The organism is Xanthobacter autotrophicus, from assembly GCF_005871085.1.
GTDB classification, from domain to species: domain Bacteria; phylum Pseudomonadota; class Alphaproteobacteria; order Rhizobiales; family Xanthobacteraceae; genus Xanthobacter; species Xanthobacter autotrophicus.
Window position 1 is genome coordinate 437,891 of the sequence record NZ_VAUP01000022.1, and the last position, 16,418, is coordinate 454,308.

Here is a 16,418-nt window from a genome sequence, read left to right on the forward strand (position 1 = left end):
CGCCCCGGTCGGGTCTCGTCTGTCAGGCGGGCACTTCGCGGGTGGTGGAGGCTGCTGCCGCCGCCGCCTCGGCATTGAGCCGGTGGTGGCGCGCCAGCATGGGCCTCAGGACGAAGAGCGCACCGAACGCAGCGGTCAGGTCCATGGCCGCGACGGTGTAGAGCACGGTGGTCCAGGTGCCTGTCGCCTCCATGAGGATGTTGGCGAGCGGCACCAGTAGGGCTGCGAAGCCCTTGGCCGTGTAGAGCATGCCGTAGATCTTGCCGATGTGCTTGGAGCCGAAGGTATCTGCGGCAGTCGCCGAGAACAGGGAGTAGACTTCGCCCCAGGCCAGGAAGACCACGCCGGACAGGATGATGAACGCCCACGGATTGTGGCCGAACGTGCCCAGCGCGACGATGCCGATGCCTTCCATGGCGAAGGCGAAGAACATGGTCTTCTCACGGCCGATATGGTCGGAGATCCAGCCGAAGAAGGGACGCGAGAAGCCGTTCAGGATGCGGTCGAGCATCAGGGCGAAGGGCAGCGCCGCCATGGCGAAGAAGTAAAGGTCGACGTTGATGTGCTTCACACCAAGGTCTTCGGCGATCACGCCCAGCTGCGCCACGGCCATGAGGCCGCCGGACACGGTGAGAATGAACAGGGTAAGCATGATCCAGAACACGGGGGTCCGGAGCGCCTCGCCCAGCGTGTAGTCGCGCCGGCTCTGGGCGACGGTGGACGAATAGACCACTTCGGTCTTGGACGGCGCCCGCAGGAAGCCGGCGGCGAGCAGGATCACCGCGCCCTGGATCAGGCCGAAGGTGAAGAAGGTTTCCTGATAGCCGCTCGTCTTGATCATGGCGGCGATGGGCAGGATGGTGAGCACGGTGCCCGAGCCGTAGCCGGCGGCGGTGAGGCCCACGGCGAGGCCGCGGCGATCCGGGAACCACTTCAGAGCGGCGTTCACGCAGGTGGCGTAGACGCAACCGACGCCGATGCCGCCGACAGCCGCCGCCACATAGAGCGCCGTGAGGGACTCGGCATAGGAATTCAGCACCCAGGACAGGCCGGTGAACACGCCGCCGACCAGCACCATGACCCGCGGGCCGTATTTGTCGATGAAATAGCCCTCGATGGGCGTCAGCCAGGTCTGCACTACGACGAAGACGGTGAAGGCCACCTGCACGGAGGCGCGCGTCCAGCCGCGGGTGGAGACGATTTCCGGAACGAACAACGTCCAGGAATACTGAATGTTCGCCGCGGCCACCATACAGACGATACCGGCGATAAGTTGCAACCAGCGATTGGTCGCAGGCACCTTTACTGCTGCTTCAACCATTTTTCCTACCCCTTGAGACTTTTTATATTTTTGAATGTTGGTAACCGCTCCACCCTCTTTTTGTCCCTCATGGAGCGGCGGATGTTCAAACGGGCGTTTTTCTCCCGTCAGACTGCACCGGCGGCACGCATGCCGGCGATCTCTTCGTGGGTGTAGCCGAGCGTGGCCAGCACCTCGTCCGTATGCTCGCCCAGGAGCGGCGCGCGCTCGACGGGGACATGGCTTGCGGACAAATGGATGGGGGATCCCACAGTGACATAGGTGCCGCGCTCGGGATGCGGCACCTCCACCAGGAAGCCGCGGTCATAGAGCGCGCGATCCTCCAGGATGTCCTTGGTGGACAGCACCGGGCCGCACGGCACGTCGATGGCCTTCAGGGCGGCCATGACTTCGAACTTGGTGCGCTTGGCAGTCCAGCGCTCGACGACCTCGAAACACTGCTCCAGCCGCTGGGCGCGGGCCTCATGGGAGGCGAACTTGGGATCGTCGATAAGGTCCTTGCGGCCGACCAGACGCATCAGCGGCGCCCAGCCCTGGGGCTGGATGATGACGTAGCAATAGTCGTTCTCGCCCCCCGGCGCGCAGCGCAGGGCCGCGCCGGGCTGGCCGCCGCCCGAGCAGTTGCCGGCCCGCGGCACGCAGTCCCCTTCCGGGGCGCCGGGATATTCGGTGAGCGGCCCGGCGTCGAGGCGCTGCTGGTCGCGGAGCTTCACGCGCAGCAGGTTCACCACGCAATCCTGCATGGCCACGTCCACCTTCTGACCCTCGCCGGTGACGGTGCGCTGGTAGAGTGCTGCCAGAATGCCGGTGACGCAGTGGATGCCGGTTCCGGTATCGCCGATCTGGGCGCTGGAGGCGGTGGGTGGTCCGGAGCGCCAGCCGGTGGTGCTCATAGCGCCGCCCATGGCCTGAGCGATCGTCTCATAGGCCTTGGCGTCCACCCCGGCGCCCTCCGCGAAACCGCGGATGGAGGCATAGATGAGACGGGGATTGCGAGCGCGGATGGCGTCGTAGCCGAAGCCCTGCCGGTCCAGCACGCCGGGGCCGAAATTCTCCACCAGCACGTCGCAGGCGTCGATCAGGCGGCCCATGGCCTCCTGGCCCTGGGGCGTCTTGATGTTGATGGTGACGCTACGCTTGTTGGCGTTCAGCATCGTAAAGTAAAGACTGTCCACATTGGACTTGTCGCGCAGCTGCGAACGGGTGATGTCCCCGCGCCGCGGCATCTCGACCTTGATAACTTCTGCCCCCAGCCACGCAAGAAGCTGCGTGGCGGACGGGCCAGACTGCACGTGCGTCATGTCCAGGACGCGCACGCCGTCAAGCGCCTTGCCCATGCATCCACTCCCGGATTTCCTGCCCTGAATTGCGGAGCCGCCGGTCTGCGCCGGCTTGCTCTTCGCTGGGGTTCCGGCTTTCGACGGCTCACCCTTCGCTGGACGACCGGCTTGCGCCGGCGGGGACTGGACCCTGAGGGCATCGTCCGTGGTACTTTTGTGTACTGAATTACGTATGCCAGATACAAAATGTAGCACCGTCATTCGGTCCCCGCAATTCCTTTTGCACGGGAACCTCACCTAAGGGCGGCGAGACCTGCTTCCATACCGGCGGTGACCGGCTCGCGAAGAGCCTCTTCCTCTTCCTTGAGGTAGTGGCGCATCAGGTCGGTGGCGCTGATGACACCCACGAGACTGTGCTCCTGCATCACCGGCAGGTGGCGCACCTGGTGCTCCACCATCAGCCGCAGCACCGTCTCCACGCTGTCGGCCAGAGCGCAGCTGATAACGTCCCGCTTCAGCAGGCTGGCGAGAACCATCTTGGGCGTATTGGCGCCGTGCTCCAGCACCGCGCGGGTGACATCGCGCTCGGAAAAGACTCCGACCACGGTGTTGCCTTCTGTGCCGCACACGTCCTTGACGATGACGGAGGAAATATTCTCCCGCTTCATCACCAAAACGGCGTCGGCTACGGTTTCATGCATGCGCAGTGTGATGATGCGGGTATCGCGCTTGGCCCGCAGCATATCGTCCACGGTCATCATTGGCGTCCTCCCCTGGCTCGAACACGGGCGATCGGCTGGCAGAGCGAGCAGACCGGGTGACGTGCTCTCACGCAATTTGAGGGACGGATTCACCAATCAAATCGGTTTGACCTGACCGGATCCGTCCCTGTGTTCGCCGTCACGAGCGGGGCTTGGGCCAGAAAATGCCGCCCCGTCTTCTGGAAGAGATGCTGGTATTCAAAATACATTCTGTCAACGCGCACTGCGGCATGAACCGGCCGTTATCTTTGCTGCATCGCAATGCAACTGCGCACCGGGTGCGGCATTGCTTACGCCCCGCAATCATGCTGCCATTAGATATGATGTATATGGTGCGCAAAGGCGGGAATCACGCGGCGCTGGTCCGGCGAACCTGATCCGCCAGGGGCGAAAGGGTGCGATGACGTACCAAGATATCAACGTGAAGCCGATCGAGACCGAATCGAGCTTCCGGATGAAGGCGTACAAGGCGCTGAAGGCGGCCATCATGGAGATGGACATCTACAGCCACCCCGAGGAGATCCGCCTCGAGGAACGCCAGCTCTCCGAACGGCTCGGCGTCTCGCGCACGCCGATTCGCGAAGCCATGACGCTGCTGGAGCAGGAAGGCTTCGTACGCTCCGTGCCGCGCCGCGGCATCTTCGTGGTCCGCAAGACCAAGCAGGAGATCATCGAGATGATCACTGTGTGGGCCGCGCTGGAAAGCATGGCCGCCCGGCTTGCCTGCGAGCGGGCCAGCGAGGGTGAGATCCGCCTGCTGCGGGAAAACGTGCGCGCCTTCGCCAACCGCGATCCGGAAGACTACGTCTCGGAATATTCCGAGGCGAACCTTGCCTTCCACAAGCTCATCATCCGCATGTCCGGATGCCAGCTCATCGCCGAGACCACGGAAAACCTGTTTCCGCACATGCGCGGGGTGCGCAAGGTCACTATCGGCCAGGATCACCGCGCCCAGCGCTCCATCGTGGACCACACGAAGATCGTGGAAGCCATCGAGAAGCGCGACCCCGACCTCGCCGAGCGCCTGGTGCGCGAGCACACCATGGGCCTTGCCCGCCACGTGGCCGAGCACGGTAACTTCCTGGACTGAGCGTCCCTCGACGCACGCAACAAAAAAGGCCGGCGCATGCGCCGGCCTTTTTGCATCTGCGACGCGGCCCTCAGGCCGCCTTGTGCTTGCCGATCATCTCGACGAAGCGATCGAAGAGATAGTGACTGTCCTGCGGCCCGGGACTGGCCTCGGGGTGGTACTGCACCGAGAACACCGGCCGGTCCGCCAGAGCGATACCGGCATTCGAGCCGTCGAACAGGGAAATATGGGTCTCCACCGCATTCTTCGGCAGGGTCTCGCGATCCACCGCGAAGCCGTGGTTCATGGAGGTGATCTCCACCTTGCCGGTGGTGAGATCCTTGACCGGATGGTTGGCGCCGTGGTGGCCCTGGTGCATCTTCACCGTGCGTCCGCCCACCGCGAGGCCGATCATCTGGTGGCCGAGGCAGATGCCGAAGGTGGGCACACCGGTCTCGATGATCTGGCGGATCACCGGCACCGCATATTCCCCCGTCGCCGCCGGATCGCCCGGGCCGTTGGAGAGGAACACGCCGTCCGGCTTCAAAGCCAGGATGTCGTCGGCCGAAGAGGTGGCCGGAACCACCGTCACCTTGCAGCCGGCGCGGGCGAGCAGGCGCAGGATGTTGCGCTTCACGCCATAGTCCACCGCCACCACGTGGTGGCGGGGCGCATTCAGGTGGCCGTAACCCTTTTCCCATTCCCAGGTGGTCTCGTCCCAGCCGAAGCGCTGGACGGAGGTGACACCGGGCACGAGGTCCATCCCGACGAGGCCCGGCCAAGCCTGCGCCTCAGCCTTCAGCGCCTCGATGTCGAAGACACCGTCGGCGGAATGGGCGATGACCGCATTGGGCATGCCCGCCTCGCGGATGAGGGCGGTGAGCGCGCGGGTGTCGATGCCGGTGATGCCGGGAATGCCGCGCGCCTTCAGCCATTCATTCAGGTTGCGGGTAGCGCGGTAGTTGGACGGCTCGGTGATTGCGGTGCGCAGCACCACGCCGCGTACGCCCGAGGCGGCGGCCATGGACACCGTCTCGACGTCTTCCTCGTTGGTCCCCACATTACCGATGTGCGGGAACGTAAAGGTGATGATCTGGCCCGCGTAGGAGGGGTCGGTGAGGATCTCCTCATAGCCGGTGATGGCAGTGTTGAAGCACACTTCGCCGGCGAGACGGGCTTCGGCGCCGATGCCGAAGCCCTCAAGGACCGTGCCGTCCGCGAGGACGAGGACGGCGGTGGGCCTGGGCTCGCTCCAGCCTTCGGAGGAGGGGCGCGCATCCCGGCCTTCGGCCGGTGCGGTCGGGGCGTGGTCTTGTTCGTTGGTCATGGATCGCCTAGATAGAGGCTCGCGCGTCACGTTTCCAGCGTCACGCGCGGGAATTTGTGCGGCGCGGCGCCAGACGGTCGTGGGACCGGTGATGAAATGCCTCCGCAGGCTGGCGTTCTGGATGGAGCCGAAGGCGTACAAGCGGGTCAGCCCAGCCGCTCTCTGCTCCAGCGGTGCCCCGGCCCGCCCGCCCCTTATGATCCCTTCTTTCAACCAAGGACGATGTTCCGTGCTTCGTGACGACATCAACGCGGCCCTGAAAGAGTCGCTTAAGGCCCAGGACAAGCGCCGTACCGGCACGCTCCGGCTGATCAACGCCGCGCTCAAGGACCGCGACATCGAGCAGCGCGGCCATGGCAAGGACCCCCTCACCGACGACGAACTGCGCGCCCTGCTCGCCAAGATGGTCAAGCAGCGCGAGGAAAGCGCCAGGATCTACGAGGAGAACGCCCGCCCCGAGCTCGCCGAGCAGGAGCGCGAGGAAATCACCTATATCCAGGCGTTCCTGCCGCAGCAACTCTCGGAAGCCGATACCCGCGCCGCCATCCAGGCGGTGATCACCGAGATCGAGGCCAAGGGCATCAAGGACATGGGCCGCACCATGGCGGTGCTGAAGGAGCGCCACGCTGGCGCCATCGACTTCGGCAAGGCCTCCGGCTGGGTGAAGGAAGCCCTCACCGTCGCGGCCTGAGGTCGTTTCGCCGGCGGGTCAGGCCCGCCGGCACTCCTCTCTGTTTACAGAAGGCGGATCCGGTCAGCGCTTGCGCTTCCAGATCTCTCCATCCACGCCGGGCGGCAGGTCGGACATCTCGCTGGCGATGAAGAGCGGTTCCACGCCGGACTTGCGCTTGGCGAGATAGTCCTGGGCCAGCCGCACCACTGTGCCCGACAACAGCACGATGGCCACGAGGTTGATGGAGGCCATGAGGCCCATGGAGGCGTCCGCCAGGTTGAACACGGTGGCGACGCTCTGGATCGCACCCCACACCACCATGGCCAGCACGCCAAGACGCAGGATCACCACCCCGGACACATGGCCGTGGCCGAGGAACACCAGCGCATTCTCGGCATAGGAGTAGTTGCCGATGATGGAGGTGAAGGCGAAGAAGAAGATGGCGATGGCGATGAAATAGCGCCCCAGCCCGCCCACATGCGCCTCCAGCGCCGCCTGGGTGAGCTGGGTGCCGGTGACCGTCCCCAGTTCCACGCCCGACAGCAGGATCAGCAGCGCGGTGGCGGTGCAGATCACGATGGTGTCGATGAATACGCCCAGTGACTGCACGAAGCCCTGGCTCACGGGGTGGTGGGGATCGGGCGTCGCCACGGCGGCGATGTTGGGCGCGCTGCCCATGCCGGCCTCGTTGGAGAACAGGCCGCGCTTCACCCCGTTGAGCATGGCCGCGGCCACCGCCCCCGAAACGCCGCCGGCAGCCGGCTCGAGGCCGAATGCGCTGCCGACGATATGGCCGAGCATGGCCGGCACGGCGCCGAGATGGGTGACGAGCGCATAGAGCGCGAGGGCCACATAGGCCAAGGCCATGAACGGCACCACCAGTTCCGCGGTGCGCGCGATGGCGGCGATGCCGCCGAAGATGATGACGCCCGAGAGCGCGGCGACGGCCAGCCCGGTCCAGAGCTTGGGAATTTCAAAGGCGCCGTGCATGGCATCGGCGATGGAATTGGCCTGCACGGCGTTGAAGACCAGGCCGAAAGACAGGATGAGGCAGACCGAGAACACCCCTCCGGCCCACGGCGCCTTCAACCCGCGCGCGATATAGAAGGCAGGCCCGCCACGATAACGGCCCTGCTCGTCCTTCACCTTGTAGAGCTGGGCGAGCGTGCTCTCGGCGAAGGCGGTGGCCATGCCGAGGGCCGCCACCACCCACATCCAGAAGATGGCGCCCGGCCCGCCGAGAGTGAGCGCCACGGCGACGCCGGCGATATTGCCGGTGCCCACCCGCGACGCGAGCGAGGTGCACAGGGCCTGAAACGGCGTGATGCCGGACTTGTCGGTTGCATCCGCCCGCAGCACGGAGCGCAGCATCTCGGGAAAATGCAGGATCTGGATGAGGCGCAATCGGAAGGTGAAATACACGCCCACCGCCAACAGGCCGTAGATGAGGATATAGCCCCAGAAAATCGTGTTCACTAAATCGATCAGTGCGTCCATTGCGCCCGCCCCCATGCAACGCCCACGTGCGCCAGTCAGGCTAGCGGTGGTCGGCGACGGGGTCCACAGCGATACGCCCCCGAAAGTACCGCTACGCCATGCCGTGGCGTGCTGTGGATAACGAGGACAGCAAGAGAACGGCTTGATCCGGCCACGGCCAACGGGGCGCTGCACAACCCACCGCACAGGCCCCGCCTGTAGTGGTATTTTGATAATGCAACCGGCTGTTGGGCATTCACCCGCGGATGACGCCCAAGACACGATTCGCAATTTGCGTAATTACAGATCAAAGGTTGCATCGCGGCATCTTTCGCCGCATGGCAAATGGCGGTATCCTTAGAAGATAGGGCGATACACGCATGGCGTGAATCAAGGAGCGAGGCATGGCGGGTACGCTGTGTAACCGTGTGGGCAGCTTGGCCGGCCTGTCCCCCACGCCGCCATCACCCCTCCGGGGCAAGACGAAGCCACACAAAGCGAAGAGTCACGGGCACAAGATACCCGGGAGACAGGTCTTCAGCCGCGTGGCTGACGATATCCGCCTTCCGACGAACGGCGTAGGAGCCGTCCTCACCGCTCAATTTTGAACGAGCGGCCAATGAAACTCGAACTGGATCGGCAGATCACTAGAGGCGAGCCGATCAGCCCGGCGGCTCCCCTCGATCAACCGAAAAAAAGGGCGGATTGGGTGGACAGCGCCAAGGGCATCAGCATCTGCCTGGTCGTGCTGTGGCACACCGCGGGGACAGAACTTGCCATCAACACCCTTTTAATTTTCGTGCGCATGCCTCTGTTCTTTTTTGCCGCTGGATTTTTCGCTGCAAAGGCCACCGCCGGAAACTGGGCGAGCCTCTTCAGAAAAAGGTGTTTCAATTATTATTATATATACACCATTTGGATGACAATATTCTTCATTTTAGTGGTGTGCGTACGTGAAATAAAGAATGGGAATCCGCTATATATTTCTGACTATATCGTAAATTTCGTATCTCCATTAGAGTATCTCTGGTTCATCTTCGCGCTCGCCGTGCTTTTCGCGATCGCCAAGGTGGCCCGCCTTCTGCCAAAACCGGTGGCAATCGGCATTTTGCTCCTCTCCTACACAGTCAGCGTGACCGACGGTCAATGGGAGCCGCTGACCTTCGCAACGCGCATGGCACGCCTCCCGCTGTTCTTCATTCTGGGAATTTATCTGTTCGACGCGGTAAATACGTGCTCCCAGGCCTACCGGCGTCTATGGCCGGTGACGCTCGCCGCGTTTGCGGCGCTGAGCAGCGCCATCCTCTCGTACGACGCGGACCACCTCGCCCCTCTCACGCTGCTGACCAGCGCCCTCGGCATCTTCACAGTCTGCCAGTTCTGCCAAGCGGTGGAGGGCACCCTCATCGCAACCGCCCTCGGCTTCATCGGCCGGCGCACGCTCTATATCTACCTGCTGCACAAGATCTTGATCGTCTATCTGGTCAACGGGTTCGCTGTGACCGGGCTGTCCAACTTGCCCGCGACGCCCTATCTGATCTTTGCCATCGCCCTGCCTACGGCCCTGTTCGCAGGGCTGGCGCTGGCGCGTGTAGCACCTTGGCTGTTCGAGGCCCCATGGGTGGGAAAAACACAATCTTAGATTGTGTAATAACCCGACTTCGCCGATAAGCAGCGCTTTACAAGAGAGGCGACGCCTCCCACTGTTACAAGGCTCCTCCCGTGGCGTCCGTCGTGCGGCCACGGCGGCTGTACGCGCCATCGCCGCGCCCCCATCGACGACCTAACAGACCAGGCACAGACTAGGCCATATGCGCTTTTCGCCCGCCTTCCTCGACGAGATCCGCGCCCGCCTTCCCGTGTCGGAAGTGGTGGGCCGACGCGTCAAGCTGAAGAAACAGGGGCGTGAGTTCGCCGGCCTCTCTCCCTTCAACGCGGAGAAGACTCCGTCCTTCTTCGTCAACGACCAGAAGGGCTTCTATCACTGCTTCTCCTCCGGCAAGCATGGCGACGTGTTCGATTTCCTGATGGAAACGGAGGGCGTGCCCTTCGGCGAGGCGGTGGAGCGGCTCGCCGCCATGGCCGGCCTGCCTCTGCCGCAGGAGACCCCGGAGGCGGCCGCCAGGGAACGCCGCCGCCATACCCTGTTCGAGGTCATGTCCCTCGCCGCCCGGCATTTCGAGGAGACGCTGCAATCACGCCTCGGCGCCAAGGCCCGCGGCTACCTCGCCGACCGGGAACTGGGCGCCGCTACCCAGAAGCGATTCGGCCTCGGCTATGCCGCCGGCGAGCGCTTCCGCCTGAAGGAGGCGCTGGGCAAGGCCGGGGTGCCGGTGGAGGACATGGTGGAGGCCGGACTGCTGATCGCCGGCGAAGACATTCCCGTGCCCTACGACCGCTTCCGCGACCGGGTCATGTTCCCCATCACCGACCTGAAGGGCCGCATCGTCGGCTTCGGCGGCCGGGCGCTGGAGAAGGATGTTCCGGCGAAATACCTCAATTCCCCGGAAACGGTGCTCTTCCACAAGGGATCGCTGCTCTATAACGGCGCCGCCGCCCGCACCGCCGCCCAGTCGGGGGCCCGGGTGATCGCGGTGGAAGGCTATGTGGACGTGATCGCCATGGCCGAGGCCGGCTTCGGTGCCACCGTGGCGCCTCTGGGCACGGCGCTGACCGAGGATCAGTTGCAGTTGCTCTGGCGCATGTCGGAAGAGCCGCTGCTGCTGTTCGACGGCGACAAGGCCGGCCGCCGCGCCGCCCATCGCGCCCTCGACCTCGCCCTGCCGCACCTGAAGGCCGGCCGCAGCCTCGCCTTCGCCACCCTGCCGGAGGGGCAGGACCCCGACGACCTCATCCGCCGCTCCGGCCGCGAGGCCATGGAGGCCGTGCTGGCCCAGGCGCGTCCGCTGGTTGCGGAACTCTGGGCACGCGAGAGCGAGACCGCCACCCTCGACACGCCGGAGCGCCGCGCGGGCCTCGAAGCACGCCTCGGCGAGGTGGTCTCCGCCATCGCCGACGAGACGGTGCGCAAGCACTACCGCCAGGAATTGCTGAGCCGCTTCAACGCCCTAGTCTCCCCGCAGGACCGCGCGCCCGCGAGGGCCCGGCGGGAGGGCTGGAAGGAGGGCTGGCAGCCGTCCGGCGGCCGCCGCGGTCCACCTTCGCCCCCGCCGCTGGTGCCGCGCGGCACCGAGATCGCCCGCAGCGCGCTGGTGCGCGGACCCATGGCTGCCCTGCCCCGCAACGAGGCGCTCTTGCTGTTCTGCCTCATCAACCACACTTTCCTGCTGGACGAGGCGGATGAGGACGTGGCAAGCCTGCCGCTGGCCAACCCGGAGGCAGATCGCCTGCGCCGCATCCTGATTGATTCGCACCTTGAGGGCGCCGATGCAGAAGCCCTCACGGAACGGCTGGGGCAGGCGGATATCGATGCCCTCACCCGCCGTGTGAAGGCATTTGCAAACCCCCGGCATGACTGGCCAGCATATCCAGATACCGCGCCAAACGATGTGCGACTCTGGTGGCATCAGCGCACGGCCTTGCATCGCAAGGCTCACGCGCTATCTAGAGAGTTGAAGGAGGCCGAACGCACTTTGGGGGAAGACCCCAGCGAAGCCAATTTTGCTTGGCTTCGGGACGTCCGCGAGCGCCTTTCGGCGCTGGATGGAACCGAAGCACTGGTGGAAGGTTTTGGTGCGTCATCAGGCCGGAGTGCGGTGCGCTCCCTTTGAACCGGTCGTGTTGCTGGAACTGGGTTCCCGGAACATGCGGGGTCAAGGCGGACAACGGCACTCTTCTCGCTTCCCGGCTGTCGGCCACCCCCATGGTGGCTACGGCGGTAAGCGAAGCAGAATGAAAGGGAGCCTAACGCATCAACCATAGGGGTTGGAAGTGCGTTCAGGCTGGTTTAACGGGATGGCGTCAAAAAAGCCGCTCCCGGGCGCAAAGGCAAAAGGTGGCACGGCCGAGGCGCCGCGCCGCCGTTCTGCTGTTGGCACTCAGCAGGATCCGCAGGAGAAGTCTATGGCGAAGCAGTCTTCCGAAGCGACCGAGGCTCCCGAGAAGGAGACCGACGCGCCCGACGGGCCGTTGCTCGACCTCTCCGACGCCGCCGTCCGGAAGATGATCAAGAATGCCAAGCGTCGGGGCTATGTGACCTACGAGCAGCTCAACGAGGTGATGCCTTCCGAGGAAGTCACCTCCGAGCAGATCGAGGACACGCTCGCCATGCTCAACGACATGGGCATCAACGTCATCGAGGCCGAGGAAGCCGAGGCCGAAGAGGGCGCTGAGGAGACCGAGACCGCCGAGGAGCCCGAGGAGGCCGAGGGCGGCGAGCTCGCCGAGCCCGCCCCGCGCGCCGTCGCGCGCTCCGAGACCAAGTCCGAGCCGGCCGAGCGCACCGACGATCCGGTGCGCATGTACCTGCGCGAAATGGGCTCGGTGGAGTTGCTCTCCCGCGAGGGCGAAATCGCCATCGCCAAGCGCATCGAGGCCGGCCGCGAGGCCATGATCGCCGGCCTGTGCGAGAGCCCGCTGACGTTCCAGGCCATCATCATCTGGCGCGACGAGCTCACCGAAGGCCGCGTGCTGCTGCGCGACATCATCGACCTCGAGGCCACCTACGCCGGCCCCGAAGGCAAGAACCCGCCCGCAGCGCTCGGCGAGGAAGCAGCCCTTGCCCCTGAGGCGGGGGAAGACGGCCTTCTGGGCGACGCCCCCGGTCCCGAGGGTGACGACGACGACATGGAAAATTCCATGTCGCTCGCCGCCATGGAGGCGGAGATCAAGCCGAAGGTGCTGGAAACCTTCGACCGCATCGCCTCGTCCTACACCAAGCTGCGGCGGCTGCAGGACCAGAACGTCGAATCCAAGCTGAAGAACGAGACGCTGTCGCCGGCGCAGGAGCGCAAGGCGAAGAAGCTGAAGGAAGACCTCGTCGGCGACGTGAAGAGCCTGTCCCTCAACCAGGCCCGCATCGACGCCCTGGTGGAGCAGCTCTACGAGATCAACAAGCGCCTCGTAGGGCTGGAGGGGCGCCTGCTGCGCCTCGCCGACAGCTATGGCGTGACCCGCGACGACTTCCTGAAGAACTACATGGGCGCGGAACTGGACCCCAAATGGCTGCTGCGGGTGTCGAAGCTCGGCACCAAGGGCTGGAAGGGCTTCGTCGGCCACGAGAAGGATACCATCCACGAGATCCGCGGCGACATCCACGCGCTGGCCACCGAGACCGGGCTGGAGATCGCCGAGTTCCGCAAGATCGTGCAGATGGTGCAGAAGGGCGAGAAGGAAGCCCGCCAGGCCAAGAAGGAAATGGTGGAGGCCAACCTGCGCCTCGTCATCTCCATCGCCAAGAAGTACACGAACCGCGGCCTGCAGTTTCTGGACCTGATCCAGGAGGGCAACATCGGCCTGATGAAGGCGGTGGACAAGTTCGAGTACCGGCGCGGCTACAAGTTCTCCACCTACGCCACCTGGTGGATCAGACAGGCCATCACCCGCTCCATCGCAGATCAGGCACGGACCATCCGCATCCCCGTGCACATGATCGAGACGATCAACAAGATCGTGCGCACGAGCCGGCAGATGCTTCACGAGATCGGCCGCGAACCCACTCCCGAGGAACTGGCCGAGAAGCTCGGCATGCCGCTGGAGAAGGTGCGCAAGGTGCTGAAGATCGCCAAGGAGCCCATCTCCCTCGAAACGCCCATCGGCGACGAGGAGGATTCGCACCTCGGCGACTTCATCGAGGACAAGAACGCCATCCTGCCCATCGACGCGGCGATCCAGTCCAACCTGCGCGAGACCACCACGCGGGTGCTGGCCTCCCTCACCCCGCGCGAGGAACGCGTTCTGCGCATGCGCTTCGGCATCGGCATGAACACGGACCACACCCTGGAAGAGGTCGGCCAGCAGTTCTCGGTGACCCGCGAGCGCATCCGCCAGATCGAGGCGAAGGCGCTGCGCAAGCTCAAGCACCCCTCGCGCTCGCGCAAGCTGCGGTCATTCCTCGACAATTGAGCGGGCGGCATATCTGATCGGAAAAGGCGGCCCAAGTGCCGCCTTTTCTTGTGCCGCCTTTTCTTTTGGAGCGTTTTCAGCGCGCCGGCGCCTCCACCAGCAGCGCGACGATCCGCCGGACCACGGGCAGCACCAGCAGCAGCGTGGGAAAGGCCACCACCCACGACAGCGCCCAGGCGGTGGGCCAAGTGGCGAGGAAATCCGGGCCGAAGCCCAGGCTCCTGGCTGTGGCGATGGCCGAGACCACGAAGGTCATCAGCACCGACAGCACCAGCGGCATGAGAATGCCGGCATAGCGCGCCGGTAGCTTGCGGGTGAACTTGGGAGAGTTTGAAGAGGGAAAGTTCGAAGAGGCCATCTGGGCCATCCCTTCAGGATGGTCCCGGCGGGTCCGGATCGCATACGCACCCGAACCGGCCAAGGACCGGTATGGATGCGTTGCCTGACGTCGGACGCTTACGGCGCCGCAGAGCGAGCGCATCCCGTTTACACCATGCCCACCGGGGCGCGGTCAAGATCCGCTGCGGCAGGATCGAGCCTCAGCTGCTTTCCCGCGCCACCAACTCGAAGCCCAGGTCGATGGCCGGCTCGGCGCGGCAATCGCCCTCCATGAGGGCCACGAGCCGGCGTGCGGCCGCCTCCCCCACCTTGGCCCGTGGGGTGCGGATGGAGGTGAGTCGCGGCGCCATGTGGGCCGACAGGGGCAGGTCGTTGAAGCCCACCACGGCGACCCGGCCGGGAATGGGGATCTGCCGCCGCGTCGCCTCGAAGATCGCGCCCTGGGCGAGATCGTCGTTACAAAAGAAGATGCCGTCGATGTCGGGATAGGCCTCCAGCAGGCGCAGGAACAGTTCCCCGCCGAGGGCCACCGACGAGGGCTCGGGCACCGAGAGCCACACCGGGGGCCGCACCTCGCGCTCTCCCGCCAGCACCCGCTGGAAGCCGAGCCCGCGTTCGAGGGCGCGCGGATCAAGCTGGGCCGCCACATAAGCCAGATTTCGCCGCCCCCGGGCCAGCAGGTGGCTGGCCACCGCTGCGCCGGACTCTTCCTGCGAGAAACCGACGCTGTGAAGCCCGGCCTCCCGGCTCAGTTCCATCATGTAGACGACCGGGATTCCGCTGGCCGCGAGCAGGCCGCGCGTGGCCGGCGTCTGCTCCAGCCCGGTGAGCAGGATGCCGCGTGGCTGGTAGGCCAGATAGTTGCGGACGAGTTTCTCCTCCTCCTCCGGCGAATAGTGGAAATTGCCGATCAACACCTCCAGGCCGCGCGGCATGAGTACGTCGTGGATCGCTTCCAGCGTGTCGATGAAGAGCAGGTTGGAGAGGGAGGGAATGAGCACCGCCACCGCTTCGCTGTGGGCGGATGCAAGGGTGCGCGCGGCGGGATTGGCCACATAATTCAGCGCCGCAGCCGCCTCCCGCACGCGCTTTGCGAGATCGGGATCCACACTCGCCACGCCGCGCAAGGCGCGGGAGGCCGTGATCGGCGAGACGCCGGCGATCCGGGCCAGCTCCGCCAGGGTGGGGCGGCCGCTGGCGCGCGACCCGCGAGGGGGACCGCCGGACGATCCTCCCGAAGAGCGTGGAGACATGGGACGCGTTTTCCGCTTGATAGCTGCCGCCGACAGCGCATAAGATAACGCTATCTCGACGGCATCAAGCCAGAATTTGCGCATTCCACAGTAACGGAAGCGCCATGTGTTTGAGATTTAGGGGCATACTCGACTTAAGGTCAATGGTCCGGCGCTGCATGGCAGGTATGCTTTCACCGATTGGAGATAGCGCTATCTTTGTTGATGCCGCGTGACGTTGCCGAGAGACACTGCCGGACGGCAAGAGGGGACAAGGATGGGCGAGAGAATTGCAGCCCTGGTGGTGATGGGTGTTTCGGGCTGCGGCAAAAGCAGCGTCGGCGCGGCTGTGGCCGAGTTGGCCGGCGCCCGCCTGATCGAAGGCGACAGCTTCCATCCCGCCGGCAACATCGCCAAGATGTCGGCCGGCATTCCACTCGACGACGACGACCGCGCCGGCTGGCTGGCGCGTCTCGGCGAGGAGATGGCACGCACTCTCAGCGACGGCGCGACACCGGTTCTCACCTGCTCGGCGCTGAAGCGCAGATATCGTGATGCCCTGCGTGCGGCCGTCCCACGCCTCGGCTTCGTCTTCCTTGATCTCACACGGGAAATGGCCGCCCGCCGAGTGGCCGAGCGGCCCGGCCATTTCATGCCGGCGAGCCTCATCGACAGCCAGTTCGCCGCGCTGGAGCGCCCTTCGGCGGAAGCCCTCACCCTGACCCTTGATGCCACGCTCCCATTGTCGGAGATGGCGCCGCGCATTGTGGAATGGTGGCGCGCGCCTCAAGCGGCCAACTCGGGGGCTCGAAGGGTTCCAGGTCCCACTCTCAGTCAGGCCATCTGACACCCTCCATCCCTTTCGTCCGCCTGATCCAGGATCTCTGTCGCACGGCTCTGCCGCACCTTTGAGATA

General features: G+C 65.0%; 13 protein-coding genes. 6 read left to right on the top strand and 7 right to left on the bottom strand.

From position 1 onward, the window contains the following. Positions 1-22: 22 nt before the first annotated feature. From oxlT to FBQ73_RS10815, 3 genes are all read right to left on the bottom strand, one after another. Entirely contained in the window at positions 23-1,321 is a 1,299-nt protein-coding gene (gene oxlT, locus FBQ73_RS10805) for an oxalate/formate MFS antiporter (protein ID WP_138399476.1), read from the bottom strand. Positions 1,322-1,428: 107 nt separating this feature from the next. Next, positions 1,429-2,658, bottom strand: a complete 1,230-nt coding sequence (gene frc, locus FBQ73_RS10810) for a formyl-CoA transferase (protein ID WP_138399477.1) — start codon at positions 2,656-2,658, stop codon at positions 1,429-1,431. Between the two features lie 236 nt (positions 2,659-2,894). Further along, positions 2,895-3,359, bottom strand: a complete 465-nt coding sequence (locus tag FBQ73_RS10815) for a CBS domain-containing protein (protein WP_246089653.1) — start codon at positions 3,357-3,359, stop codon at positions 2,895-2,897. A 403-nt stretch (positions 3,360-3,762) separates the two neighbouring features. Here FBQ73_RS10815 and FBQ73_RS10820 point away from each other — a divergent pair, with 403 nt between their 5' ends. Next, on the top strand, positions 3,763-4,452 hold the full coding sequence (locus tag FBQ73_RS10820) for a GntR family transcriptional regulator (RefSeq protein WP_138399479.1): 690 nt from the start codon (positions 3,763-3,765) through the stop codon (positions 4,450-4,452). Between the two features lie 70 nt (positions 4,453-4,522). On the opposite strand, the gene carA is transcribed toward FBQ73_RS10820, so the two are convergent. Next, a complete protein-coding gene (gene carA, locus FBQ73_RS10825) occupies positions 4,523-5,758 on the bottom strand; it encodes a glutamine-hydrolyzing carbamoyl-phosphate synthase small subunit (protein ID WP_138399480.1) in 1,236 nt (411 codons plus the stop codon). A gap of 229 nt (positions 5,759-5,987) precedes the next feature. Between carA and FBQ73_RS10830 the strand changes: the two genes are divergently transcribed. Next, positions 5,988-6,449 carry a GatB/YqeY domain-containing protein gene (locus tag FBQ73_RS10830; RefSeq protein WP_138399481.1) on the top strand — a complete coding sequence of 154 codons (462 nt, stop codon included), beginning with the start codon at positions 5,988-5,990 and terminating at the stop codon, positions 6,447-6,449. A 63-nt stretch (positions 6,450-6,512) separates the two neighbouring features. Here FBQ73_RS10830 and FBQ73_RS10835 read toward each other — a convergent pair whose 3' ends face one another. Beyond that, entirely contained in the window at positions 6,513-7,928 is a 1,416-nt protein-coding gene (locus FBQ73_RS10835; RefSeq protein ID WP_138399482.1) for an alanine/glycine:cation symporter family protein, read from the bottom strand. A gap of 598 nt (positions 7,929-8,526) precedes the next feature. On the opposite strand from FBQ73_RS10835, the gene FBQ73_RS10840 reads away from it, so the two are divergent. The 3 genes from FBQ73_RS10840 to rpoD all read left to right on the top strand — a co-directional run bounded on the left by FBQ73_RS10840 (position 8,527) and on the right by rpoD (position 13,931). Further along, on the top strand, positions 8,527-9,549 hold the full coding sequence (locus tag FBQ73_RS10840) for an acyltransferase family protein (RefSeq protein ID WP_138399483.1): 1,023 nt from the start codon (positions 8,527-8,529) through the stop codon (positions 9,547-9,549). Positions 9,550-9,718: 169 nt separating this feature from the next. Then, a complete protein-coding gene (gene dnaG, locus FBQ73_RS10845) occupies positions 9,719-11,638 on the top strand; it encodes a DNA primase (protein ID WP_138399484.1) in 1,920 nt (639 codons plus the stop codon). Between the two features lie 292 nt (positions 11,639-11,930). After that, positions 11,931-13,931 (top strand): RNA polymerase sigma factor RpoD, encoded by a 2,001-nt coding sequence (gene rpoD / locus FBQ73_RS10850; RefSeq protein WP_138399485.1) that lies wholly within the window; start codon positions 11,931-11,933, stop codon positions 13,929-13,931. Between the two features lie 76 nt (positions 13,932-14,007). On the opposite strand, the gene FBQ73_RS10855 is transcribed toward rpoD, so the two are convergent. Beyond that, positions 14,008-14,289: a DUF2798 domain-containing protein gene (locus FBQ73_RS10855; RefSeq protein WP_138399486.1), complete on the bottom strand. Its 282-nt coding sequence runs from the start codon at positions 14,287-14,289 to the stop codon at positions 14,008-14,010. 181 nt (positions 14,290-14,470) lie between these two features. Next, positions 14,471-15,523: an HTH-type transcriptional regulator GntR gene (locus FBQ73_RS10860; protein ID WP_138399487.1), complete on the bottom strand. Its 1,053-nt coding sequence runs from the start codon at positions 15,521-15,523 to the stop codon at positions 14,471-14,473. Between the two features lie 256 nt (positions 15,524-15,779). Here FBQ73_RS10860 and FBQ73_RS10865 point away from each other — a divergent pair, with 256 nt between their 5' ends. After that, on the top strand, positions 15,780-16,349 hold the full coding sequence (locus tag FBQ73_RS10865) for a gluconokinase (RefSeq protein ID WP_138399488.1): 570 nt from the start codon (positions 15,780-15,782) through the stop codon (positions 16,347-16,349). The last annotated feature ends 69 nt before the right edge of the window (positions 16,350-16,418 follow it).